The sequence below is a fragment of the Halovibrio variabilis genome, assembly GCF_007991175.1.
Classification (GTDB): Bacteria; Pseudomonadota; Gammaproteobacteria; order Pseudomonadales; family Halomonadaceae; genus Vreelandella; species Vreelandella variabilis.
Map to the genome: position 1 here is coordinate 1 of NZ_BJXV01000028.1, position 23162 is coordinate 23162.

Genomic DNA, 23162 nt, shown 5'->3' on the forward strand with positions numbered 1-23162 from the left:
AAGGGAGCTTCAGCTCGCGATTGTTTGAGCTACCAGCATGACGAGACTAAGGGGTGCCTTCGGCGCCCTTCGCGCGCTGAAGCGCCCTCCTACAATAGTCCTGAGCCTAATCACTGCACTGGTGCTGATAGCCATTTGTAGGAAGCAGCTTTAGCTCGCGACTAGTTGAGATTTTAGCTAACACAGCCCTGCCAATTTGCATTTTCTCCTCAAAAATTAAATACTGTATATCCATACATAATTTAATCAGTCAGGATGCCGACGATGCCGGGCCAGTCATCTCAGTTCGTGCCAGCCTTGCCGTTAAGCGCTCAGCCGCTGCCTTATTTAACCTTTTTGGGTCGCGCGGGGTTTAGCGGTTTTCCTTCGCCTGCGCAGGATTACGAGCCGCGCACGCTAGACCTCAATACACGGTTGATCAAAAACCCCACCGAGACGTTTTATGTCACCGCGACGGGCGACAGTATGGAGGGCTGGGGGATTTTTGACGGCGACTTACTGATTGTCGACCGGGGGGTTAAGCCGCGCTTAGGGCATATTTTGGTGGCGATGTTTGAAGGTGAAGCGTTGATTAAACGCTATGCGTTGCACCAGAACGCGCCGCACCTGTGCTCTGCCCACCCGCACTACCCACCGCTGCCCCTTGAAGGCAGCGATTGCCAGCTATGGGGCGTGGTGCGCGCCGTTGTGCATGAGTATTTACGCTGATGATCGGGCTCGTCGATGCCAATAACTTCTACGTCAGCTGCGAGCGGGTTTTTCAGCCTAAGCTTGAAGGCAGGCCGGTGGGCGTGATGTCAAACAATGATGGCTGCGTGATCGCCCGCTCCGCCGAACTGAAAGCGCTCGATATCCCTATGGGGGCGCCGGCGTTCAAGCTTGAGGGGTTACGCAGAAGCGGCAAGATAGTGTTGCTGTCATCCAACTACGAACTTTACGGCGATATGTCATCGCGGCTGACGCAGCTGCTCCGCGATGCCTGCCCGGCGGTTGCGCCCTACTCAATCGATGAAATGTTCGTCTACTTGGAAGGGTTAACCACCCAACAGTGTGAGGCGCTGGGGCGTCAGCTGCGCCAGCGTATTCGCCGCCATTTGGGTTTGCCGGTGTGTGTTGGGCTGGCCCCTACCCACACGCTCGCCAAACTGGCCAACCATCTTGCCAAGCACGACGCTCACTACCAGGGGGTGTGCCTGCTCAGTGGCAAGGATCACACCACCGCGGCACTGCTTAAACAAACCGCGGTTGCCAGCGTGTGGGGGATTGGTCGTCGTCTGGCCGAGCGCTTAGCGGTCAGCGGTATTACCACCGCCTGGGCGCTGCGCGAAAGCGATATTAAGCAGCTGCGCAAGCGTTTCTCCGTGGTGGTGGCGCGCACCGCCCTTGAGCTACGCGGTACGCCCTGCTTGGAAATGAACGCACTGGATCAGCCGCGCCAGCGCATTTTGACCTCGCGCTCCTTCGGCCAACCCACCGGCGTTTTTAGTCAAGTGCACAACGCGCTGCGCCGCCATGCCCAGCGTAGCGCCGAAAAGCTGCGCGAACAGCAAAGCCTGGCCCGTGCGGTAATGGTGTTTTTAAACACGAACCGCCATCGCCGCGATCAACTGCAATATTTTCCCCAAACGCTGGTCGCCCTGCCCTCACCCTGCGACGACACCCGCGTGATACTGGAGGCCGTTCGCCAGGGGCTTGAGCAGATTCACCGGCCCCGCTATCAGTTTATGAAAGCTGGTGTGATGCTGCTTGATTTAGTGGATGCCGAGCAGCACCAACTTTCGCTGCTGCATTCCCCCTCCCGCGACCGCCACCCGTTTTTAATGGCAACGGTGGACCAGATCAACCAGCGCATGGGGCAAGGCACCATCAGCTTCGGCATGACAAACGCACCGGCCGCCTGGCAACTGCGCTGCGCTCACCGCTCCAACCGTTTTACCACGCGCTGGGATGAGCTGATGAAAGTGGGCACTCACCCCGGCGCTATTGATGAGTGTACTTCGCGGACGTAACCGTTACCCTGAGGCCTCAAATGCGCAGGAAGTGCTGGTTTTATGTTGCTCACCCGTCCCGATAAAGAGTACGCCCCAGCGCCGGGCCTAGCGCAACGCTGGGCTAACCGCTATATACAGGGCTACTTTCGACGCCACCCGGCGCTTGAGTCACCTGACCCGCACGCGTTAAAGCACGCACGGCGCTGGGTTATCGCCTGGGCGGCCGTCGCTGGCCTGCTTTCCGGCACGCTGATTGGCGGCGCCGAATGGTGGATGCGCGCCGTTGCCGCCAGTGACTGGGAAAACATGAACCTTAGGGAGCAGCTCCCCTACTGGGCGGGCTACCTAGCCTTCGCAGGCTTTGTTACCGCGCTGGAAATCGGCTTTTTATACTGGAACGCGCTGCGCGGCGTGGCCAACATCACCCGTCTGGCGGGTCTGCGTTACGAACCCGCGGCGCCGCTAACACCCGAGATTCAGCTCACCGTTCACGGCATTTCCCGGGTAGCCTTGGAGTACCCCAGCCCCGGCAGCCTTATCTATGGCGTTGATCCCCATGCCTATCTGCGTGGCTGGAAGCTAACCCTTCGAGCGCTGCTCTACCGCTTGAAAATCAGTTTAAGCAGTTTCATATTGCGTTTATTGCTGCGGCGGCTATTGGGTCGCCTAACGCTGCGCGGCTTGCTACCCGTATTAACCGGGCCGCTATACGCCGTGTGGAACGCCTGGATTGCCTCACGCATTATCCAACAAGCCTATTTACAGGCGCGCGGACCAGCGCTGGTTAAGCAATTGATGCAAACGCTGGAGAACACTACCGCGCACACCCGCCATTTAGTGGCGCAGGGGGTGGGCGAACTGATTATGCGCAACCAGCACCCCCACCCGAATCTGGTGCTGCTATTGGCTCGCCTGCTGGATAGCCTGCCTGAAAAACCCCAGTCGATTGAGGTTGATTGGCCCACGGCCCTACAGGGCTATGCGCAACTTCCGGGTGAGTCACGTAACACACTGCTTAGCGCCCTCACCCAGGCGGCGCTTCTTAGCGGCAGCTATCGGGGCTCGCGCAAGCGGTTTTTAAAGGAGGTGTTTGCGACCTGCCAAACGCCGCTGCGCCATGATGAGGTAAAAGCCCAGCGGCGGCGGTTGTTATCGGGGCAGGCGCCTTAGTGGATTACGTTGTTCTCAACGCCTGGCGCAGCCGCGGGCTTAGGGTTTCACCCAGCGCCGCCATGGCGACCAGAATCGCCAGCAGCCATGGCCAGTGGCCGGCAAACGAGACCTGATAGACACCCAGGGCATCGACAAAAATCACCACAATGCCGAGCGGGCTAACGTAGCGCACCATGGTCAGCCACAGCGCGTAGGGCAGCGGCGCTAGCCCCAGCTCTTCGCGGAAGGTGTCGCTTTTTAATACAAACCCCGCCAGCACCACGGTGCCCAGCCCACCCAGCGGCATCATCCAGCGCGAGGTTAAATAGTCCAGCCAGTCAAAGAAGTTCTTACCGCCCAGGGTCCACTCCGCGCCCAGGTTAAACGACAGCATCGCCAGGGTGCTGATAAGCCACAGCACAATGCCGGTGCCCCAGGAAGCGGCCGGACGCGAGATGCCTTTGTTATCGCACAGCCAGGAAATCGTGGCTTCGACCATGGAGATCGATGAGGTTAATGCCGCCATGGAAAGCATTAGGAAGAACAGAATGCCAAACAGCGTGCCCAGCGGCATCGCCTGGAAAGCCAACGGCAGGCTCATGAAAATAAGCCCAGGGCCTTCACCGGGGTTCATGCCGTTGGCAAAGATCACCGGGAAGATCGCCAACCCCGCCATCAGCGCTACCACCGTATCCGCCACGGCGACACTCACTGTGGTGCGGCCAATCGAGGCGCCTTTAGGTAAATAGCTGCCGTAGGTTAGAATCGCCCCGGAAGCGAGCGACAAGGTGAAGAAAGCATGCCCAAGCGCTGCCAGTAAACCCTCGCTGGAGAGGCTGCCTGCGTTAAACGAAAACAGAAAGCTGACCGCCGCGCCAAAGCCGCCAGAGAACATGCCAAAGCCAATCAGGATCACTAGCATGATGACCAGCCCCGGCATCATCCAGCTTACGCTTTTCTCGATACCTTCCTGCACGCCTTTACCGACAATCAGCATGGTCAATAGCGTGACTAAAGTACTCCAAAAACCGAGATTGAGCGGGTTGGCGTTGTTGGCCCCGAACACCGCGGCCATGTCGTCAACACTGCTGCCGGAAAGGCCGCCCGCCAGCATTTTCCACAGATAGGAAAACGACCAGCCTGCCACGACCACGTAAAACGACAGAATCATAAAGCCGCAGAGCATCGCCATCCAACCGATCAGCGACCACGCCGATGAACGGCCAGACGCGTTGACCACACGGCGAATGGCGTCCACCGGGCTGCCCTGGCCGCGCCGCCCAAAGGCGATTTCGGTCATCATAACCGGCACCCCTACCGCAAAAATGCAGGCCAGATAGACCAGTACGAAGGCACCGCCGCCAAACTCACCGGTGATATAGGGGAATTTCCAGATATTGCCTAACCCAACCGCCGAGCCGGTGGCGGCCAGCATAAAGCCCCAGCGGCCTAGCCACTGGGTACGAGGTTGCTCAGAAGACGCCATGACTCGCTACCCTGTTGGAAAAAGCGCATATCCTAGAGGATTTTGCCACGAATGCCTAAAAAATCGTGCCGCGTATGCGTCAATTACGTGGCGTAAACCGCCGCTTTGGCGTCGGCATCCAGGCGCTGAGCGGTTTGGTCGACACGCCGCAGCCAGGTGAGCAACAGCGCCCCCAGAGCCACAAAACCACCGGCCAGCCAGAGCCCGACGCTATAGTGGCCGGTCGCTTCTGCGAGCATGCCGGTGAGCGCGGGGGCAATAATCTGTGCGCTGCCGTAGGCCAAGGTCATTTTCCCCATCATTCGTGCCGGGCTGGCGGGATATAATCGCCCCGCCATGGTCAGCACTAAGCTGACGCAGCCAAGAAAGGTGCCGCCATAGAGCACCGCGCTGAATAACACCGCAGCAAGGCTTGTGGTTACCGTCGGCAGGACGATGCCGATGACCTGAATCCCCATAGCCAGTATCAAGGCGCCTAGGTAGCCGATCCGACGTGCGACCAGATCCCAGAGCATCACCGCCGGGGCCGCTGCTAGCCCCACCAACGCAAAGGTCCAGTTACCAGCACCGGCCAACAGCGGCTCCCGCTCGACAATCGTGACGATAAAGGTGGCGCTGATCACGTAGCCATAGCCAGCGCAAAAATAGGCCGCGAGCATCCAGCGCATAAAGGTACGGGTGGGCGGTTTGGTGGCAACGGATTCGCCTCCAGAGGCACCGGGCACGGCAGGCGACGGCCGCGGCAGCCAGCGCCAGGCAGGCACCAACAGCCCCACCGCCAGGACGCTGAACCCCCACCACTGCGCCTGCCAGTCCAGCGACAACGCCAGCATCAACTCCACCGCCACGGCGGCGAGCACAATGCCCAGGCCCAACCCGGCGAAATGAATGCCCAGCTCAACGCGCTGGCGGTGCTGAATCAGCCAATGCATGATCAGCCCCGAGGCCAGCAGCATCGCGCCGCTGCTTGAAAACCCTGCCAAAAAGCGCAGCCCTGCCCACAGCCAAAAATGCTCGGTCAATGCCATACCGGCTGTGGTGAGCACCGCCAGCACCAGACACAGCCGATACAGAGTATCTTTAACATGAATGCTGCGCACGGTCGCCGCCAGCAGTGCGCCCAGCATATAACCGGCATAGTTCAGCGCTGCCAGCCAGCCGCCATCGGCGTCGCCTATCCAGCTCTGCTGCTGCATGACGGGCAGTAGCGGCGTATAGGCAAAGCGCGCCACTCCGATACACAGCAATTGACTGAATACGCCCGCCAGCAGCACCTTGAAGCGCTGCGAACGAAGGCTAGCGGTGGTCATGGAATACTCCTTAACGGCTCTTAAGAGACGGCTTAGCTATCGTTATATTAATTAGCGTGCGTATTTATCGTCATAGTAAGGCGTTTTGGGCAGTGGGTCATGACGACCTAGGTCGAGGAAACTCAGTAAGCGATTCTTTAGCTGTTTCGGTGAGGCTTTCTCTACACACTGCGCAGGAATCTGGCAGACTAGGGGTGATAAACATCCACCTTAATGAGTGAGCGACAACGATGAGCGATAGTGCAAAACCCTGGACGCAACCAATGCCCGATGCGCAGTTCAAGCTAATGCGCGATATTCTGGCAGCTCCCAGCCCTGTGGGGCTGGAAGCCGCGATGACCTATGGCGTGCTTAAGCCGCATTTTGAATCTTTCGCACCTAAAGGGTGGCACCTGCACCAATTCAAGGGCAACGCAGGCGTGGTGCTGGACACCCACCCCGACCGTGACGATATGTTCAAAGTCATGATCATCGGCCATGCGGATAAAATCCGTATGCAGGTGCGTTCGATTGGTGAAGACGGCAAGATCTGGATCAATACCGATTCGTTCCTGCCCACCGTGCTGATCGGGCACGAAGTGAAGCTATTCAGCGAAGACCCGGATGCCCCTGGCAGCTACCGCTGTATTGAAGGCGGCACGGTAGAAGCACTGGGCGCTATTCACTTTTCTGACCCTGCCCAACGCGATGGCAGCAAAGGCATTAAGAAAGAACAGATTTACCTGGATCTACAGATCCACGGCGAGAACAAAAAGCAGCAGGTGTTGAACCTGGGTGTACGCCCTGGCGATTCAATTATTTTCGACCGCCCTATTCGCCCCGGCTTTAGCCCCAATACCTTCTACGGCGCTTATCTGGATAACGGCCTGGGTTGCTTTGTCGCCGCTGAAGTGGCGCGCTTGATCGCCGAAGCAGGCGGCACGAAAAACGTGCGCGTACTGTTTGCGATTGCCAGCTACGAAGAGATTGGCCGTTTCGGCAGCCGCGTGATGGCGGGCGAAATGAAACCTGATGCCCTCATTGGCGTCGATGTGAACCACGACTATGTTGCCGCGCCCGGCATCGGCGACAAGCGCATGCAGCCGTTAGAGATGGGCAAAGGCTTCACCATGGCGGTGGGCTCGATTGCCAGCGAACAGCTCAACCGGATTATCGCCACCGCTGCTAAAGCGCAGGACATTCCGATGCAGCGCGATATTGTTGGTGTGGATACGGGTACCGACGGCATGGCGGGGGTGTTGGCGTCTATCGACAGTGCCGCTACCTCGATTGGTTTCCCGATCCGTAATATGCACACCATTTCGGAAACGGGCCATACCCAGGACGTGCTGGCGGCGATTCACGCCCTCACCCATACCCTGCAAGCCTTGGATGCTATACCGGATCTGCAGCGTGAATTCCTGGATAACCACCCGCGTTTAGACCAAGCCAACCCGCTTACTCACCAGGGTAGCGAAAAGCCGGAAAGCGATGACAACGAAGGCGGTAGTGAAAAAGGTAGTGAAAAAGGTAGTGAAGAAGGTAGTGAAGAAGGGAATAAAGACACCAGCCCAAGCAAGGCAGATCAGCAAAGCAAAAAAACCAAGAAAAAAGCTAAAAAATAAAACACGCATTTAATATAAGCACTAAAAAAGAAGCCCCAGCCATTCCCTGGCCGGGGCTTTATCTAACCTTCCGTGTTTTCTTCACAAACCTCCTGTTTGTGCTTCCATGATTGCTTTAAGCTTTCCTCGCTTTTTCTTCCCTGTTGCCACTTCCGTGTGGTGTATAGCTACTTTGGACCTTATTGAGCCGTGTTTATCTAACCTACGTTAAAAAACCGAAAATTTTTTAAATATCTAAATGGATCGACTAACAGCACCGCTTCCGCACCGAATTAACGCACGCTGGAAATAAACGTTTTTAGCCTGGCGAGGCTGGCCAACGTTGCTTATACTTTTTACATCATCGGCAACGATGGTGTTCCACATGGATGTTACCACGCCTGTACCATCATCAACCTTTGCAAAAGGAGGTCAGCGTGCGCAGTATAACAATTAGCCATAGAGTCAAAGGGTTGGATGTCGTTTGTCGTCATTGTGGCAATGCAGAGTCACCCAAAACGCCGTTTTTTAATCGCTTTCGGTTAGAAGGCACGGGTAAAGACAGTACCACTCTGCGCTGCCTTAACTGTCAGACAGCGATGGAAATCCCGATGAGTGAACTAAGCTCGCTCTACTATCATTACGCTTGTTGAACTAAAAGCGTGCTTGAGTCACTAAAAAGCCAGCTTTTATAAATACATAACTGATGTTCATTAAAACATCATGCGTATTTAATAAGCGTGTCATTGAGTCATTCAGCCAACAAAAACCCGGCCACTCCTTGACCGGGTTTTCTTGTGGGCTTTGCTGGCTTTTGGCCACCAATTCTCGCCTCCAACAAGCCCATTGGCTCAACGCTTTAGCACCCGTTTTTAGCCGAAGGTATTACGGCCAACGGCCGTAGCGTAGAAGATTTTCCCAGTGAGTGGCAAACTGTAACGATCATGTCGCGCATCACTTTCTAACGGCCCCGTATTGATTGCCAGGGGCCTCGCATAAGGTCAAGGATGATTAGCAAAGAAAGACAACAGCTTACCTATTTATTTAGCCGTTTATCTGGCGTAGGGCTGGTGCTGGGTACGCTGCTATTTGCCTTTTCGCTGACGCCCAGCCTGCTACCTCGTCCGCTTGTCGCGCAGGGGGTTGTTTCAGGGCTTAGCTTTACTGCTGGCTACGCCCTGGGTGTGGCATTTCATTGGATGTGGGCGTACCTGCATATCCCTGAGCCCAACGCGCGTATTGAGCGACAGATCAAAAGGGTAGCGGCGGTCGCCTGCGCCATCATCGCGGGGCTATTTTTATGGCAAGCCGCTGAGTGGCAAAATAGCATTCGCACGTTAATGGCAATGGCGCCAGCCAATGAAACACGCCCCTTTTCCATCGCGCTTATCGCGCTGGTCCTCTTTGTTTTCATGCTGTTTATTGCTTACCTGTTTAAACGCACCTTTCGGCTCCTTTCGCGCAAGATGGCGCATTTCTTGCCCCGTCGGGTCGCCTATGTACTCGGCACTATCGCGGCCATTGCGCTTTTTTGGTCGGTGCTGGAGGGCGTCATTTTTTCGCTTGCACTTCAGGCGGCTGACCGCTCTTACCAACAGGTCGACGAGCTGATACAAGACGATATTTCACCCCCCAACGACCCGCTGAAACCTGGCAGCGCAGAATCGATGATTAGCTGGGAAGCCTTGGGCAGCCGAGGGCGCCGCTTTGTTACTCGAGGGCCCAGTGGTGAGGAAATCGGCCAGTTCACCGGTGAGAAAGCGCCTGACCCGGTGCGCGTCTATGTCGGCTTAAGCGCCGCCGAAACACCCCAGGAACGCGCCCAGCTTGCCTTGGAAGAGTTAATTCGAGTGGGCGGCTTTGAGCGTTCGGTGCTCGTATTAGCAACACCTACCGGGCGTGGCTGGGTTCCCCCCGCCGCCCAGGATACAGTCGAGTATCTGCAGCGTGGCGATATTGCCACCATCGCAGCCCAGTACTCTTACTTACCTAGCCACCTGTCGCTGATTGCTGAGGGGGAATACGGCGTCGAAAACGCCCGCGCTTTGTTCACCACCGTCTACGATTATTGGACATCGTTGCCAAGCGATGAGCGCCCACGGCTCTACCTGTTCGGGCTTAGCCTGGGCGCGCTAAACTCAGATCTCTCTTTTGATTTTTACGATATCATCGAAGACCCATTTCATGGCGCGCTTTGGAGCGGCCCACCCTTTCGCAGTGAAACATGGCGTGCCGTTACCCAGGACCGCGACAAGGGATCACCCGCTTGGCTACCCACGTTCCGCGACGGCGCCGTTGTGCGCTTTATGAATCAATACCAAGAGCTGAGCGCGCCTGAAACCCAATGGGGCGACTTCCGAATTGCCTTTCTGCAGTACGCCAGCGACCCAATTACCTTTTTTGAACCTGCTGCCTTTTGGCGTGAACCCGACTGGATGCGCGAGCCACGTGGCCCGGATGTTTCCCCGGACCTACGCTGGTACCCCGTGGTCACCATGCTACAACTGCTGGCCGACCTTGCAACGGGCACGGCCCCGCCCGGCTTTGGCCACGAAATAGCCGCCGAGGACTACATAGACGCCTGGGCAGCGCTAGTAGAGCCAGAAGGATGGAACGAGACCGAACTCGCAAGGCTGCGGGCACATTTCATTCAAGCGCGTGAGGAACACCAAGCAAAATAGCCTTCCCCAACAGCCCCTCGCTAACACACCAACGGCGGGCTGTGCCCGCCGTTGTCACTAGGGGCTATTTCATTAGGGCCTATTTCGCTAGGGCTTAGACAGAGAAGGGGTTGGCTATGCGGTTATTTTGCTAGCCACGCCATCAGTGTTTCAGCGGTAAGCGCCGAGGAAGGTGGGTTCTGCCCAGTGATTAGCTGACCATCTTCACGGACGTAGGGGGTGAAGTCATCCGCTTTAGTATAGATACCGCCACACTTTTGCAGGGCGTCTTCAACCAGATGCGGCACGATATTGGTCAAGCCAACGGCCTCTTCTTCGCCGTTGGTAAAGCCCGTTACTTCACGGCCTTTTACCAGCGGTTCACCGGCGCTATTCTTAGCATTCACCAGCACAATCGGCGCGTGGCAGACCGTGGCGACCGGCTTACCTTGGGCGATAAAGGTTTCGATCAGGCGAATGGAGTCGGGGTCGTCGACAAGATCCCAAAGCGGGCCATGGCCACCTGGGTAAAACACCGCATCGAAGTCGTCGGCGCTCATATCGCCTAGGCGATGAGTCGCCGCCAGCTCAGCATTGGCACTGTCGTCCTGCTTGAAGCGCCGCGTTTCGTCGGTTTGGCTGTCGTCTGCGTCGCTTGAGGGATCCAGCGGCGGCTGCCCTCCCTGCGGCGATGCTAGCGTTACCGTGGCACCCGCGTCTTTAAAGACGTAATAAGGGGCGGCTAGCTCTTCAAGCCAAAAACCGGTTTTTTTACCCGTATCGCCTAACTGATCGTGCGACGTCAGTACGACCAAAATGCGCTTGCTCATGACTCTCTCCTAACGATGAAATATGCAGCTATAAAATGCGTTACTGTGACTTAGTGGGGGCCTAAGTGGTGGAATACAAGGAGAAACGATAAGTGAGCATTGAAGCGCGGGCGTTTTACCGCAGCGGGCCTGACCATCGCCAGGGGCAAGTCAGTAGCTTTGCCTTGATTCGACGCCAGTTTGATTTTCGCTCGATTGAGATTGGCCGCTGGGTTACCAGCGCCGAGCGCGACCGGGCAGCCGAGCTGTTCCACGATGCGCTGTGCGATTTAATGTTGATTCTACAAGGGCCTGAGGCGCTGATTTCGCTACGCGGGTCGCTAGCGTTGCAGTATGGCAGCGGCGGGCGTCCTGGTGTTTCCGCCCACTACGCCCCCAGCCAACGCAGCTTTTCGCTGGCCAAAAATGCTGGCCCCGGTAGCATTGCCCACGAGTGGTTTCATGCCTTTGACCACTATATCGCCACGAAATGTTTCCGCGGTACGCCCAGCGGCATGTTCGCCTCTTCCGCTTGGCTCGCCAATGCGCAATCTATCCCCCACCCGCTGAACGATTCCCTGATGCGCTGTTTTAAGGCCATTCTGTTGCAGCCAACGGGCGATCAGCCAAGCGTGTTGTTTAAGAACTCTGCGCAGATGGATAAACAACTCGGCCAGCTCTATTACAGCAAACCCGAAGAACTCTGCGCCCGCGCCTTCGAAGCCTTTGTACAAGACGCCCCTCTCACCAACCACTTTTTGGTCAAAGGCACCAAAACCTCACTGGAAGCAGAACGGGGGCTTTATCCACAGGGCGAACAGCGAGAACGCATCAATTGCGCCTTCGGCGACTATTTTGGCAGGCTAGGTAGGGCATTGGGGCGAGAGGTTTAGGTATATATTCCTGAAAATCCCCTCGCTGCCTATCGCATGTATGCGAAACTGGTTAATGGCGACTACGCTTTAGCAACGCCCACTACTCAAAGGAAGAGACAATGCCATCTACTACCACTATTGTCGTTATCGTTGTTGTTGTCGTTGCCGTGCTGGGTATTGGTTTCAACGGCGTGCTGCCTTTTTAAGCAGCGCGAGCCGCCATCCGTTGCGGCTTGTTCGGCGTGTCGCTTTTCATCAACGCAGGCTCTGGGTAATCTGAACGAACACCTTTTTATCAAGAGCCACCGATGTCACGATACCGCTACGCCTATCGCCTGCTGCCGCTGGAGCTTTGCCACGGCTGCAGGCTGTGTGGCCTTTTAGGGCTATTACTTTTAGGCCTGTTAACGGCGGGGTTCGCCTGGGGCGAATCGACAGATTCTTCTTCACGCACCCTAATCATCCAACTCGACCCGACCACGCGCGCTATCCAGGGCGAACTGCGTCAGCATCTGTCTGCAGATGCAAGCTTTCACTTACTGAAAGGCTTAACGGTGACCTCCGCCCAGCGCGGCGATGAGGCGCTAGCCATCACACAGGATGCCGAGGGCCGCTGGCATCTGGCGGCGGGCGATGATGCGGCGGGCAGCGACCTGCCGGTGACGCTTCACTGGCGGGGAACGCTTCCCGACACTGGCCAGCGCCATCGTATCGACGTGGCAGGCACGTTTCTGCCGACCCGTAGCGGATGGTACCCGCAGCTGGGCGACACGGCGGGCCCCCTTTCGCTGAGCGTTGAAGTTCCCGACGGCCAGCTGGCGGTGGGCAGCGGCTCGCTGATTGAAGAGCAATATGATAAGGGCAATCGTTACCTAGCACGCTTCTACCACCCTCGCACCCGTGAGGTGGCGATTGCCGCCGGCCCTTGGCAACTTCGCGAGCGCACGGTTGAAGGCGTACAGCTGCGCACCCTATTCCCCGAAAAGCTGGATAAGGCGTTTGCCGAGACCTATTTGCAACGCGCCGCCGAGCAGCTGGCTCGCTTTCAAGCACGCCTGGGGCCGTTGCCGTATACGAGTTTTTCTATCGCTGCCTCGCCCGCGCCGGTAGGCCTCGCTTTTCCGGGTTTTACCCTGCTGGGCGAGCGCGTTATCCCGTTGCCGTTCATTCCCCACACCTCGCTGCCCCACGAACTCATGCATGCTTGGTGGGGCGCGGGTGTGGGCGTTGACTACCCCAGCGGCAACTGGGCCGAAGCCCTCACCACCTACTTGGCGGACCACGATCTGGCTGAACAACAGGGCGAGGCCGAGGCGATGCGGCGACGTTGGCTTGCCGACCTGGCCGCCCTCCCTGCCAGTCAAGAATCCGCCTTGGTTGCCTTTCGTGGAGACGCCGACCCCGCTGGCCGTCTTATCGGCTATCAGCACGGGGCGATGCTCTTTCACATGCTGCGCCAACGCATTGGCGACGCAGCCTTCGATCTCGGCCTGCGCAGCATTGCCAACGAATGGATGCATCACAACGCCGATTGGCAGGTCCTGATCGACGCCTTCAGTCAGGCCACCGGCGAGACACAGGATGCCTTTTTCACACCCTGGCTCACTCGCCCCGGTCGTCCTTCGCTACACCTGGAATCGGTACAAGTAAAACGCCAAGAAAGCGGCTACCGGCTCAGCGGCATACTGGTTCAGCGCGGCCAGCATGCCCCCTGGCCGCTTAACGTGCCGCTTGTGGTAGACACCGACGCCGGACAAATTAACCACCGCCAGCCGATGGACGGCTTACGCCAGCCCTTCGAGCTGTCCATGACCGCTCGCCCGCGAGCGCTTGAGGTGGACCCGGCTGCCGACCTGCTACGTCACCCCGGCTCGACGCCACCCATCCTGCGCCAGCTAACGCTGGACCCGACTACTCGGGTGCTGGCTTTGGACGAAGCCCACCGCGCCCTGGCGCAGCGGGTGCTAGGGCGCGAAGCCGAGGCAATCACGCCCTTTGATGCGCTGCGTGATGAAGGCCCACCGCTATTGGTCATCGGCACCACCGACACCCTGCTCGAATGGCGCCAGGCTAACCACCTGCCTGCGCCGCCGGAGCCGCTAGAGACAGCGGAAGCGGCTCGCTTCTGGATGCTTCCAGGCCAGCCAATCGGCTTACTCAGTGGCAACGATACCGATGCCCTGGCCCAGCTGGCCGCCACACTTCGCCACCATGGCCAGCAAAGCTACGTGGTGCAAGATGGCGGCGGGCAAACGGTGCGGGTCGGTGTTTGGCCAATGAAGAAGAAACCGCTCAGGGTGAGCTTCACCGCTAACGATTTCTCGTCACAGCCATCTACGTCACAACCACCTGTTTCACAACCAAGTACGCCATAACGCTAAAGGAACACCACCATGACCGACGACGTGACATCCAGGGCAACTGCCGCGCTCAGCAATCTTTTTATTGGTGATGCGCTGGCGATGCCCGTGCACTGGTTTTACAACGTACACGATATCGACAAGGCGTTTCCAGACGGCATAAAAACCTTCGAAGCCCCGCCTGAGTTTCATCCCTCATCGATTATGTCACTACACTCCACCAGCGGCGGTGGCCGCAAAGGGGCAGGTAACCAAGCGCCGCGGGATATTGTCGGCGGCGTGATTCTTAAAGGAAAACAGTCGTTCTGGGATCGCCCTAACGTGCACTACCACCAGGGCATGCGCCCAGGGGATAACACGCTAAACGCGTATTGCGCGTTGACGCTGATGGAAACGATGGGTGAGTCGGGCGGCCATTACGATCAGGACAACTTCCTTCAGGCCTACATCAAGTTGATGACATCAGACACGCCTGCCCATCCGGATACCTATGCCGAGTCGTACCATCGCGGTTTTTTCGCCAATCTGGAAGCGGGGCTGCCTGCCGAGCAGTGTGGCGCCGTTACCCACGATACCCCCTCGGTTGGCGGTCTGGTGACAATCGCCCCCTTGGCGATTGGCGAACGCTTGCGGGGGCGTTCGTTGGCAGAGACTCAAAAGCTTTGCCGCGACCACCTGGCGTTAACCCACCCGGATAGCTTTCTAGCCGATGTTTGCGACGCCTACGTTGCGCTGATCGACGGCTTGCTGTTTCGCGATAGCGAGCGTAACGCAGAGAGTGTGCAGGAACTTTTGCTACAGGCAGCGCGAGGGCTACCACGGCGTGATCTGACGAAATTGGTGAACAGTAGCAAACCCGAGCGGGAGGTAGTGGGGAGAGTGCTTTCCACCGCCTGCTATATCTCCGATTCATGGCCTGCGGTGCTCTACCTTGCCTGCAAACACCAGCAGGATCCATTGCGAGCATTACAGATTAACGCAGAAATCGGCGGCGATAGTGTGCACAGAGGTGCCGTATTAGGCGTATTACTCGGCCTGATCCACGGCGAGGCCGCCGGGAATCTGTTTGCCCAGTTAACCGAACACAAGTCGATTAACCGGGCAATTGAACAGCTGGTTAGGAGCGACGCTCCCACAGCGTGACTTCCGAGAGGCTATGCTGGTATTTATGCATGGTCTCGCGGATCACAAAGGGGACTTTTTCGGGGTCGCTGATCATTCGGAAGTTGGGCTCCAGTAGCTCCTTCAGGCCATCCAGCGTGCTGACGTTTTCACCGTCTCTCTTGAATCCCCCAATCCACTCTTCCTTAGGCGTATATTCCTCCAGCCAGGTGTAGGGCGAAGCAATCATCAGGATACCGCCGGCGTTTATGCGCTCATGGATGGCTTGCAGAAACTGGGCAGGCTTATACAGCCGGTCGATCAGGTTGGCTGCCAGTACCAGGTCATAACCGCTGAACTGTGGCTTGAGATTACACGCATCGCCCTGATGGAAGCTGACACGCTCGGCCGCTTCTTCCAGACCCATACTTGCCAGCGTGCGTTCCTGGTAGCTAACCAGCTCACCCTCTTCCGTGCGGGTATAACGCAGCGCTTTTTGCTCCGCCATTTCAACTCCCTGGCGAATAAAGTTAGCTGAGAAATCTACCCCATCGACATGCTCAAACTCACGGGCCAGCTCAAAGCTGGAGCGTCCGCTAGCGCAGCCGAGATCCAGAGCACGGTTTTTCTGCCGACCGGCCATGTTGGCCAGCGCTTTGTTGGCCAGCGTTTTCGGGAAGTTGGCAACGCCAAACCATTGATCGCCATAATGGAACTCAGCGTACTCGGCCATCCGCGCATCGCTTTCGTAATAGGCGCTGGGCAGCTTGACCTCCGCCTCCGAAACTACATAGCGGAAACCCGCGTGCTGGAAGAAATGACGCCGAAACGCATAGCGGGCACTGAGCCGGGTTTCGTTGCCGCAGGATATCCAGGAGCCGCCCTTGATCAGGTTATGCTGGTTGTCGAAGGTCGGGGTGGTGAAATCATCGTAGAGCGGATGCACATCAAAGCCCGGGAACGGATAGGTGGGTGTTTCTATCCACTGCCAAACATTGCCTACCACGTCGAACCACTGGCCGTGCTGGAACCGCGTCACAGGGCACGCAGAGGCGCCGTGATCAAGGTGAAGGTTCGCATTGGCGGGCTTGTCGCTCGCAGGCTCTGCAACGCCGGCCTCATCGACCAGGCGATGCCACTCATCTTCCGTGGGCATGCGCACGGTTTGGCCTGTTTGTTCGCTTTTCCAGTTGCAGAAGGCTTTGGCTTCGTGGAAATTAACCTCGACCGGCCAGTCCCAGGGCATTTCGACCTCTTCGGTCATCAGGCGCAGGAACCATTCGTTTTTCCACACCCAGAAGGTGGGATGGGTCGCTTCGGCAAACGTGCGCCAGCCTAGTCCCTCTTCCGACCAGTAGGCGTCTGTCAGGTAGCCACCGGCTTCGACGAATTCGAGAAATTCGCTGTTGCTGACCAGAAACTGGCTGGCCTTAAACTCTTCAACGTCAGCCTGGTGGTGGCCATACTCGTTGTCCCAGCCGTACCAAGGGTCATCAAAGGATTTGCCCAGCGTTACTTCGCCACCGGGCACGGTCACCAGCGTGTTCTCCGGCGGCTCGCCAGTGGTGCGGATCGGCTGCCAAGCCGCTTGCGGAGTCACCAGATTGAGCGACTGCTGACGAATCAACACTGACGATGTCTCAAGGTGAATCCGTTCGTGCTCGATACCCATCACGATAGGCCAAAACGGGCTTTCCCAGTTAACCGGCAACGTCAGCGGAAGCTCACGGATCAGGTTGAGCACTGCCGCGCGAACCTTGGCGCGGTAGTCCATGATTTCACTGACCGACGGCCACTCATAGTGATCCTCGTTCAGGTCGTCCCAGCTCATTTCGTCGACCCCTATGGCAAACGTAGACTCCATGCTGGGGTCTATCCGGGCGGGCAGGAGCTTGGCCAGCACCAGCTTGTTGACGAAAAACGTGGCGGTATGTCCCAGGTAAAAAATCAGCGGATGCCGCAGTGGAATTGACTTTTTAACGTAAGCTTCCTCGCTCGTAAGCGTGGTAAAAAGCGATTCGTAACGGTCAAAGGTGGCGGTGAAATTGGCCTCGATGGCCCGACGCGTCGCTTCAGGGTCGTTTCCAGCCAGGTACACCGTCCGAGGAAAAAGCTCGGAGAGCACCGGTTCTTGGGGAACGGTTGGGGAATTTGTGAGAGTCATATCCTGGAGCACCTTTTGTCTTTAGACGACGATGGTTTTGATTACGGATCTTTTGCAAGAATACCCACAGCATAAAACGTGTACTTGAAAAGTTCGATTTTCACCTTCTCACGATACTTTCAAGCTTCGCCACCCCTTACGCTCCGGTGCCGCTTTTGAATTCAATTGGCTACAAACTATACAGTTCTTACCATTAAAAACCAAAAACCTAGACAAAAGCTAGCGTTAGTTATACAACCCCCCCAAAACCATCAACCGCTAATATTTGGCGTTATCTGGATGCTGACGTCGGGCGCCCGTACAACGAGTTATCACCAGGCAGTTTTAACGTGCCGGTAATCGTTGATTTTCTCGTCGGCGGTAACCAAAATCGCATTAAAATGCCGTGCCAATGCCACAATCATTCGGTCTGCTGGGTCTTTGTGAAACTCCCCAGGCAATCGGGTTGACTCAACAGCCGTTGCTATGTCGATGGGGACAATACGCACTCCTTCTATCTCCTCGACCGTATCCAGCCAATCGTCAATGCCCATGGAAAGAGTGATGCGCCCCTTCTGCAATAAAAGGGCTATCTCCCAAGCGGTAATAGCAGAAATCAGAATTACTCCACCATCCCCCCGAAGCTCTTGTTCGATTGCAGCGAGAGCATTTTGCGATAGCTGAGGATCACCGCTAACCCACCACAAAACAGCGTGTGTATCTAATACGATCAACTCAGCGCCTCCCAATCATCTTCACCAACAGGCTCAAAGGGATCAATCAGCTCGATAACGCTGCCGCGAAGTCGCTCAAGCGGAGTTCGCTCATCAGCTTTATAGCGCCTAACCTCAATAGCCGGGCGTCCGTTATCGGTAACGATAACATGCTTACCCGAGGCTTCAACTTGGCGGAAAAACTCTAAGGCTTTCGCCTTGAACTGTGTTTTTGAAACTTCTTCGGTGTTCATTATTGCACCCTAGTCATTCGTCATAGTCATCAGTGTAGCGTTGCAATATGACTAGGGCAAATAGTCATTGGCTTATATCGCTAACTCAAATGCACGCCGAATGGTCTCCTGATCTATTGGTCTCTTGATTGATGGAGAGGTACGGCTTCGTATGATCAAGTTCAGAATGGTCAAAAACGGCCTGCCCGGTCTCAACATCACCTGTAGCAGCACCCTAGCAGCAAAAGTGCGGCGACGACCGCTATGGTGCTACCCAGCTTAATTCCAGCCTGTCGATACAAGCGGCTTAAGTAGCAGTTAGAGGCTTATCGAGATGTCTGCTTCAGCAAAACTGTCACAATCAGGCAATATGAGGGCCAAAAGGTAGTAAGATAATGGCTCGATAAGGCATATGGAGAAAGCTGCCCAACGACATCTCAGGCGTTTCAGTGGAAGCCAAAACCAAAGTATGGGCTGGTGTATGGACTGTCCAAATTTCAGACACAAAAAAGCCGCTGAAATCAGCGGCTTAATCTATATTCGGTGGCGGAGGGGGAGGGATTCGAACCCTCGAAGCCTTGCGGCTTACACACTTTCCAGGCGTGCTCCTTCGACCACTCGGACACCCCTCCGCGTTTTGGCGCTGTTGAAAGGCTGAACCTTTCGCGACAGAACGGCGCACATACTATGGGCTAAGCCTCGAAATAGCAAGCCTTTTCAGGCTGCTTACCCATTCGGTTAGCGTGGCGGCAACACGGCGTAACTGCCACTGGCTTCCAGGCAGAGTGTCTCGCCACAATAGAGTTGCTGAGTTAGCACGATACGGCCTTTACCGCGTTCGGCGAGCTTATTGGCTAGCTGCGCCGGGCCTTGTGGCTCGGCGGGCACGCATATCAAACGGTAGTCACCCGTGACCGGGGCGAGAAAACGCTGGTTAGCCTCGGCCACTACCACGTCCCGCGCGATACCTCGCTCGCGCAGCCATAAGGTGACCCAGCACCAGCCTAGCAGCGTCGTTTGTGCCGCAAGCGCGCCGCCAAAGCCGGTGCCTTTGTCGTTTAGATTAGGCGCCAAGGCTAACTGCCACGTTAGGGCCTCGCCTTGGCGCGATGCCTCACTAATGCCTAGCGCCTTCACCATGGGAATAGCGTCACTTAGCCACTGCTGGAAGGCGGCTAAGTCTTCTGGCTGACCTTCCGGTAACGGCAACCGTGGATGCGCAATACCGGGCTGACGCGACACACTCACGGCTAGTCCCACCGCTCTACAAAGTCGTCAGCGTTGTGTTGCGGCAGCGGCTTGTGGCGGCCGCCTGGGGTGCCAAGGTAGATAAACGCAACCACTTCATCGTCGTCATCCAGGCTTAACCCTTTGCGCACCACAGGGTCAAAAGCGTACTTGCCGCTGCGCCACATAGCGCCTAGGCCCTGCGCGTGGGCGGCCAGCAATAGGCCGTGGGCGGCACAGCCCGCGGAAATCACCTGTTCCATTTTGGGCACTTTTTCGATTTCCGGCGTGACCTTGGCAATCACGGCGATGATCATCGGTGCGCGCAGTGGCTTTTTACGCGCCGCATTGAGCGCTTCATCGCCAACGCTGGGGTCTTCCTGGAACTCCGCTTCGGCAAATAGCTCACCCAGGCGCTCACGCCCTTCCCCACTGAACTCGATAAAACGCCAGGGGCGTAGCTCTTTGTGGTCGGGGGCACGCAGTGCTGCCTGATACATGGCGCCGAGCTGCCCAGCGCTGGGCGCTGGCTCCATGAGCTTGCCCATTGAGCTGCGTTCGTGAAGAAGCGTGAGTGCGTCCATTAATGACTCCAAATCCAATCTTATGAGGCGACTTTAATACCGTCAGTTATAACACCGCTGCTTACTGCCTTGCTAGGCGCAGCGGCGTAGGGGGCGTGAGCCCAGGCGTTGCCCGCCAAGGGCTGATATCCAACCCGCCACGGCGCACGTAGCGCGCCAGCACCAGCAATTGAGTGGGTTTTGCATGGGCCATTAGGTCGGTGAAGATATGTTCGACACAGTGTTCGTGAAAATCCTGGTGCTGACGATAACTGACTAGGTAGCGCAGCAGCCCTTCGCGGTCGATTTTGGGCCCTTTATAACGAATCATCACGCTACCCCAGTCCGGCTGACCGGTTACCGGGCAGTTGGATTTGAGCAGGTGGGAGTAGAGCGTCTCTTCGACGATCTCTTCGCCTATCGCTATATGACCACTAGTAGGTGTGTAATCACTTACCAGGATATCTAAATCGTCCAAGCAGTCGCCCGGCAAGCGCTGTGGCGCAAGCTCTGCCGCATCCACATCAAATAGCTCAGCGCTCACTGCGGCACCAGCCGCGCCAGAGAGGTCGTTGGCGAGCGTTTGCATCACCTCTTCGCGGCTGTAAAAGCGGGTTTGGTTGAAGCTATTGAGATAGAGCTTCCAGGATTTAGACTCAATCAGATGGGGCGAATCTGCGGGCAGGCGAAAGCGCGCCACGGCCACAATGGGCTTGCCACGCTCATTGAGCCAGGAGACTTCAAAGGCGTGCCACTCATCTTCTCCCACAAACGGCAAGGCACCCTCTTCAATCCCCAGCGGCGCTCGATTGGCGGCACGCGGGATGGGGTACAACAGCCCAGCATCGTATTGCTCGGGGTAGACGGCATCCCGCCCTAACGGCGCGTGTTCCAGGGTATCGGGGCGATGTGACATGGCGTAAGCTCTCTCAATTATTCTCAATCTGACCGTCATGCGTTTAGCTGCGGATTCCCTTTCCACGCTCAAGCATCGCCAGCGCTATGCTAAACAGCACGATAATAAAGGCAAAAATTGCAGTGAGCGCCCAACCTACGGGGATATCTGACACGCCCAGGAAGCCGTAACGGAAGACGTTGACCATATACAGAATCGGGTTAAGCATGGAAACGCCTTGCCAGAAGTCCGGCAGCAGCGAGATAGAGTAAAACACTCCCCCCAGATAGGTCAGCGGCGTCAAAATAAATGTCGGCACAATGGAAATATCGTCGAATTTATTGGCCAATAGCGCGTTAATAAAGCCGCCAATCGAGAACAGCGCCGAGGTAAGCACAACAACCAGCACGGTGAGCAGCGGATGCTCCATGCTTAGGCGGGTAAAGAATAGCGACACCACGGTCACAATCAACCCAACGCCAAGGCCACGTGCCATGCCGCCTAAGATAAAGCCCGCCAGAATCACCCAATTGGGCATTGGTGAGACCATCAACTCTTCGATCGAGCGCTGAAACTTATTCGAGAAGAAGCTCGACGCGACGTTGGAGTAGCTATTGGTGATCACGGACATCATGATCAACCCCGGGACGATAAAGTCCATGTAGCTAAAGCCGTCCATATCGCCAATCCGCGAGCCAATCAGGTTACCGAAAATAATGAAGTACATTGCCATGGTAATAGAGGGCGGCAGCAGCGTTTGCGGCCAAATTCGCGTGAAGCGCTTGATTTCTTTGAGTACCAAGGTCCATAGGGCGACCAATGTTTGGCTGAAGTTCATGCGCGGGCCTCCCGGCTTTTCGCACTCGAACTTTCAACGCGCTGATCAATAGCCCCTTGACCACTGCCTTCTACCATCGACACAAACATCTCCTCAAGGCGGTTGGCCCGGTTGCGCATGGAAACCACCTGCACACCCTGCTCGCTTAACGCATGGAAAACATCGTTTAAGCGCTGGCCGCGATGCACTAACAGCGAAAGCTGGGTGGGTTCCAACTGATGCAGCTCAAATCCTTCGACCTTGGGTACGTCTGTAATGGCCTCTGAGATATCAATCAGGAAGGTCTCCGTATTAAGCTCAGCTAACAGTCCCCTCACGCTGGTGTTACGCACGATATCGCCGTTGTTAATAATCGCCACGTTACGGCACAGGCTCTCGGCCTCTTCCAGATAGTGGGTGGTGAGAATAATGGTGGTACCTTCGTCTTGGTTAATCCGCCGCATGTATTCCCACATGCTGCGCCGCAGCTCGATATCCACGCCGGCGGTGGGCTCATCCAGGATCAACAGCTTGGGGCGGTGCATCAGCGCTCGGGCGATCATCAAGCGGCGCTTCATGCCCCCAGAGAGCATGCGCGCGCTACCGTTGCGCTTGTCCCACAGGCCAAGGTCGGTCAGCAGCTGCTCAGCACGGGGCAAGGCCTCGCGACTGGTCATGCCGTAGTAGCCCGCCTGGGCCAGTACGATATCGAGCACTTTCTCGAACTGATTGAAGTTGAACTCTTGGGGCACCACGCCTAGCTGATACTTGGCTTTGGCGAAATCTTTATCGACATCAATGCCAAAAATGGAAACCTTACCTGCGGTTTTTTGTACCAAGGAGCAGACCACGCCCAAGGTGGTGGATTTACCCGCACCATTGGGGCCTAGCAAGGCAAAAAAATCGCCCTGCTGGACGTCGAGATCAATACCTTTAAGTGCCTGAAAGCCGTTACCATATGTTTTGGTAAGGCCACGGATCGACAATGCCGGTTCGGCCATGAAAATGTCCTGTCAGCAAAATAAAATGAGAAGGTAGATCATTAGGGCGCAAATGAATCTTTTCAAGGCAGGAGATATCCCACCGAACGCCAGACACACAAATTATGACGCCCAGCAAATTGCTGATGCATCATACAAATAGAAAGAAAAAGGAAACATTGAAGCGCTTGGAGCGGGAAAGCAGATTCGACGGGGCTGGCCTTCCAGCTCACGACCCTAACCTACCGCCCTAACGCTGTTTAC

General features: G+C 56.5%; 20 protein-coding genes and 1 tRNA gene. 8 read left to right on the forward strand and 13 right to left on the reverse strand.

The genetic code is table 11. From position 1 onward, the window contains the following. Nucleotides 1-264: 264 nt before the first annotated feature. From HVA01_RS16630 to HVA01_RS16640, 3 genes are read left to right on the forward strand one after another with little or no spacing between them, the layout of a single operon-like run. Nucleotides 265-708, forward strand: a complete 444-nt coding sequence (locus HVA01_RS16630) for a LexA family protein (protein WP_146876530.1) — start codon at nucleotides 265-267, stop codon at nucleotides 706-708. Then, nucleotides 708-2009: a Y-family DNA polymerase gene (locus HVA01_RS16635; RefSeq protein ID WP_146876531.1), complete on the forward strand. Its 1302-nt coding sequence runs from the start codon at nucleotides 708-710 to the stop codon at nucleotides 2007-2009. Before HVA01_RS16630 ends, HVA01_RS16635 begins: the two co-directional genes overlap by 1 nt. 42 nt (nucleotides 2010-2051) lie before the next feature. Continuing rightward, nucleotides 2052-3161 carry an LBF_2804 family protein gene (locus HVA01_RS16640; RefSeq protein WP_146876532.1) on the forward strand — a complete coding sequence of 370 codons (1110 nt, stop codon included), beginning with the start codon at nucleotides 2052-2054 and terminating at the stop codon, nucleotides 3159-3161. 4 nt (nucleotides 3162-3165) lie between these two features. Here HVA01_RS16640 and HVA01_RS16645 read toward each other — a convergent pair whose 3' ends face one another. Continuing rightward, nucleotides 3166-4629: a sodium-dependent transporter gene (locus HVA01_RS16645; RefSeq protein ID WP_146876533.1), complete on the reverse strand. Its 1464-nt coding sequence runs from the start codon at nucleotides 4627-4629 to the stop codon at nucleotides 3166-3168. 83 nt (nucleotides 4630-4712) lie between these two features. Continuing rightward, entirely contained in the window at nucleotides 4713-5939 is a 1227-nt protein-coding gene (locus HVA01_RS16650; RefSeq protein ID WP_146876534.1) for a YbfB/YjiJ family MFS transporter, read from the reverse strand. Between the two features lie 230 nt (nucleotides 5940-6169). Between HVA01_RS16650 and HVA01_RS16655 the strand changes: the two genes are divergently transcribed. Next, entirely contained in the window at nucleotides 6170-7543 is a 1374-nt protein-coding gene (locus HVA01_RS16655; RefSeq protein WP_146876535.1) for a M20/M25/M40 family metallo-hydrolase, read from the forward strand. Nucleotides 7544-8176: 633 nt separating this feature from the next. On the opposite strand, the gene HVA01_RS17430 is transcribed toward HVA01_RS16655, so the two are convergent. After that, the gene (locus HVA01_RS17430) at nucleotides 8177-8344 is read right to left on the reverse strand and encodes a hypothetical protein (RefSeq protein WP_170243538.1); all 168 of its coding nucleotides are present in this window, start codon (nucleotides 8342-8344) and stop codon (nucleotides 8177-8179) included. 185 nt (nucleotides 8345-8529) lie between these two features. Here HVA01_RS17430 and HVA01_RS16660 point away from each other — a divergent pair, with 185 nt between their 5' ends. Continuing rightward, nucleotides 8530-10203: an alpha/beta hydrolase gene (locus HVA01_RS16660; RefSeq protein ID WP_146876536.1), complete on the forward strand. Its 1674-nt coding sequence runs from the start codon at nucleotides 8530-8532 to the stop codon at nucleotides 10201-10203. 122 nt (nucleotides 10204-10325) lie between these two features. Here the strand turns inward: HVA01_RS16660 and HVA01_RS16665 are convergent, their stop codons facing one another. After that, nucleotides 10326-11012, reverse strand: a complete 687-nt coding sequence (locus HVA01_RS16665; RefSeq protein ID WP_146876537.1) for a type 1 glutamine amidotransferase domain-containing protein — start codon at nucleotides 11010-11012, stop codon at nucleotides 10326-10328. Nucleotides 11013-11104: 92 nt separating this feature from the next. Between HVA01_RS16665 and HVA01_RS16670 the strand changes: the two genes are divergently transcribed. The 3 genes from HVA01_RS16670 (at nucleotide 11105) to HVA01_RS16680 (ending at nucleotide 15369) form a co-directional block, all read left to right on the forward strand. After that, nucleotides 11105-11884 (forward strand): CLCA_X family protein, encoded by a 780-nt coding sequence (locus HVA01_RS16670; protein WP_146876538.1) that lies wholly within the window; start codon nucleotides 11105-11107, stop codon nucleotides 11882-11884. Nucleotides 11885-12174: 290 nt separating this feature from the next. Then, a complete protein-coding gene (locus tag HVA01_RS16675) occupies nucleotides 12175-14241 on the forward strand; it encodes a M1 family metallopeptidase (RefSeq protein ID WP_146876539.1) in 2067 nt (688 codons plus the stop codon). Nucleotides 14242-14259: 18 nt separating this feature from the next. Beyond that, entirely contained in the window at nucleotides 14260-15369 is a 1110-nt protein-coding gene (locus tag HVA01_RS16680) for an ADP-ribosylglycohydrolase family protein (RefSeq protein WP_146876540.1), read from the forward strand. Here HVA01_RS16680 and ovoA read toward each other — a convergent pair. The 9 genes from ovoA to HVA01_RS16730 form a co-directional block, all read right to left on the reverse strand. Further along, complete coding sequence (gene ovoA, locus HVA01_RS16685; protein ID WP_146876541.1) at nucleotides 15344-17491, reverse strand: 5-histidylcysteine sulfoxide synthase; 2148 nt, start codon at nucleotides 17489-17491, stop codon at nucleotides 15344-15346. The two genes, HVA01_RS16680 and ovoA, sit on opposite strands and share 26 nt — an antisense overlap. A 311-nt stretch (nucleotides 17492-17802) precedes the next feature. Then, complete coding sequence (locus HVA01_RS16690; RefSeq protein WP_146876542.1) at nucleotides 17803-18204, reverse strand: type II toxin-antitoxin system VapC family toxin; 402 nt, start codon at nucleotides 18202-18204, stop codon at nucleotides 17803-17805. Continuing rightward, the gene (locus HVA01_RS16695; RefSeq protein WP_146876543.1) at nucleotides 18201-18437 is read right to left on the reverse strand and encodes a type II toxin-antitoxin system Phd/YefM family antitoxin; all 237 of its coding nucleotides are present in this window, start codon (nucleotides 18435-18437) and stop codon (nucleotides 18201-18203) included. The genes HVA01_RS16690 and HVA01_RS16695 overlap by 4 nt, the downstream gene beginning before the upstream one ends. 523 nt (nucleotides 18438-18960) lie before the next feature. Then, nucleotides 18961-19048, reverse strand: a tRNA-Ser gene (locus HVA01_RS16705). Nucleotides 19049-19154: 106 nt separating this feature from the next. Further along, nucleotides 19155-19664: a YiiD C-terminal domain-containing protein gene (locus HVA01_RS16710; protein ID WP_146876544.1), complete on the reverse strand. Its 510-nt coding sequence runs from the start codon at nucleotides 19662-19664 to the stop codon at nucleotides 19155-19157. A 2-nt stretch (nucleotides 19665-19666) separates the two neighbouring features. Next, entirely contained in the window at nucleotides 19667-20227 is a 561-nt protein-coding gene (locus HVA01_RS16715; protein WP_146876545.1) for a nitroreductase family protein, read from the reverse strand. 61 nt (nucleotides 20228-20288) lie between these two features. After that, entirely contained in the window at nucleotides 20289-21122 is an 834-nt protein-coding gene (gene queF, locus HVA01_RS16720; RefSeq protein ID WP_146876546.1) for an NADPH-dependent 7-cyano-7-deazaguanine reductase QueF, read from the reverse strand. Between the two features lie 43 nt (nucleotides 21123-21165). Then, nucleotides 21166-21939: an ABC transporter permease gene (locus HVA01_RS16725; protein ID WP_146876547.1), complete on the reverse strand. Its 774-nt coding sequence runs from the start codon at nucleotides 21937-21939 to the stop codon at nucleotides 21166-21168. Next, nucleotides 21936-22919, reverse strand: coding sequence for an ABC transporter ATP-binding protein (locus HVA01_RS16730; RefSeq protein WP_146876548.1), 984 nt, complete (start codon nucleotides 22917-22919; stop codon nucleotides 21936-21938). Before HVA01_RS16730 ends, HVA01_RS16725 begins: the two co-directional genes overlap by 4 nt. Nucleotides 22920-23162: the final 243 nt, after the last annotated feature.

Coding starts and splice junctions, on each gene's coding strand:
- HVA01_RS16630 (WP_146876530.1), top strand. CDS start 265: ATGCCGGGCCAGTCATCTCAGTTCGTGCCAGCCTTGCCGTTAAGCGCT.
- HVA01_RS16635 (WP_146876531.1), top strand. CDS start 708: ATGATCGGGCTCGTCGATGCCAATAACTTCTACGTCAGCTGCGAGCGG.
- HVA01_RS16640 (WP_146876532.1), top strand. CDS start 2,052: ATGTTGCTCACCCGTCCCGATAAAGAGTACGCCCCAGCGCCGGGCCTA.
- HVA01_RS16645 (WP_146876533.1), bottom strand. CDS start 4,629: ATGGCGTCTTCTGAGCAACCTCGTACCCAGTGGCTAGGCCGCTGGGGC.
- HVA01_RS16650 (WP_146876534.1), bottom strand. CDS start 5,939: ATGACCACCGCTAGCCTTCGTTCGCAGCGCTTCAAGGTGCTGCTGGCG.
- HVA01_RS16655 (WP_146876535.1), top strand. CDS start 6,170: ATGAGCGATAGTGCAAAACCCTGGACGCAACCAATGCCCGATGCGCAG.
- HVA01_RS16660 (WP_146876536.1), top strand. CDS start 8,530: ATGATTAGCAAAGAAAGACAACAGCTTACCTATTTATTTAGCCGTTTA.
- HVA01_RS16665 (WP_146876537.1), bottom strand. CDS start 11,012: ATGAGCAAGCGCATTTTGGTCGTACTGACGTCGCACGATCAGTTAGGC.
- HVA01_RS16675 (WP_146876539.1), top strand. CDS start 12,175: ATGTCACGATACCGCTACGCCTATCGCCTGCTGCCGCTGGAGCTTTGC.
- HVA01_RS16680 (WP_146876540.1), top strand. CDS start 14,260: ATGACCGACGACGTGACATCCAGGGCAACTGCCGCGCTCAGCAATCTT.
- ovoA (WP_146876541.1), bottom strand. CDS start 17,491: ATGACTCTCACAAATTCCCCAACCGTTCCCCAAGAACCGGTGCTCTCC.
- HVA01_RS16695 (WP_146876543.1), bottom strand. CDS start 18,437: ATGAACACCGAAGAAGTTTCAAAAACACAGTTCAAGGCGAAAGCCTTA.
- HVA01_RS16715 (WP_146876545.1), bottom strand. CDS start 20,227: ATGGACGCACTCACGCTTCTTCACGAACGCAGCTCAATGGGCAAGCTC.
- queF (WP_146876546.1), bottom strand. CDS start 21,122: ATGTCACATCGCCCCGATACCCTGGAACACGCGCCGTTAGGGCGGGAT.
- HVA01_RS16725 (WP_146876547.1), bottom strand. CDS start 21,939: ATGAACTTCAGCCAAACATTGGTCGCCCTATGGACCTTGGTACTCAAA.
- HVA01_RS16730 (WP_146876548.1), bottom strand. CDS start 22,919: ATGGCCGAACCGGCATTGTCGATCCGTGGCCTTACCAAAACATATGGT.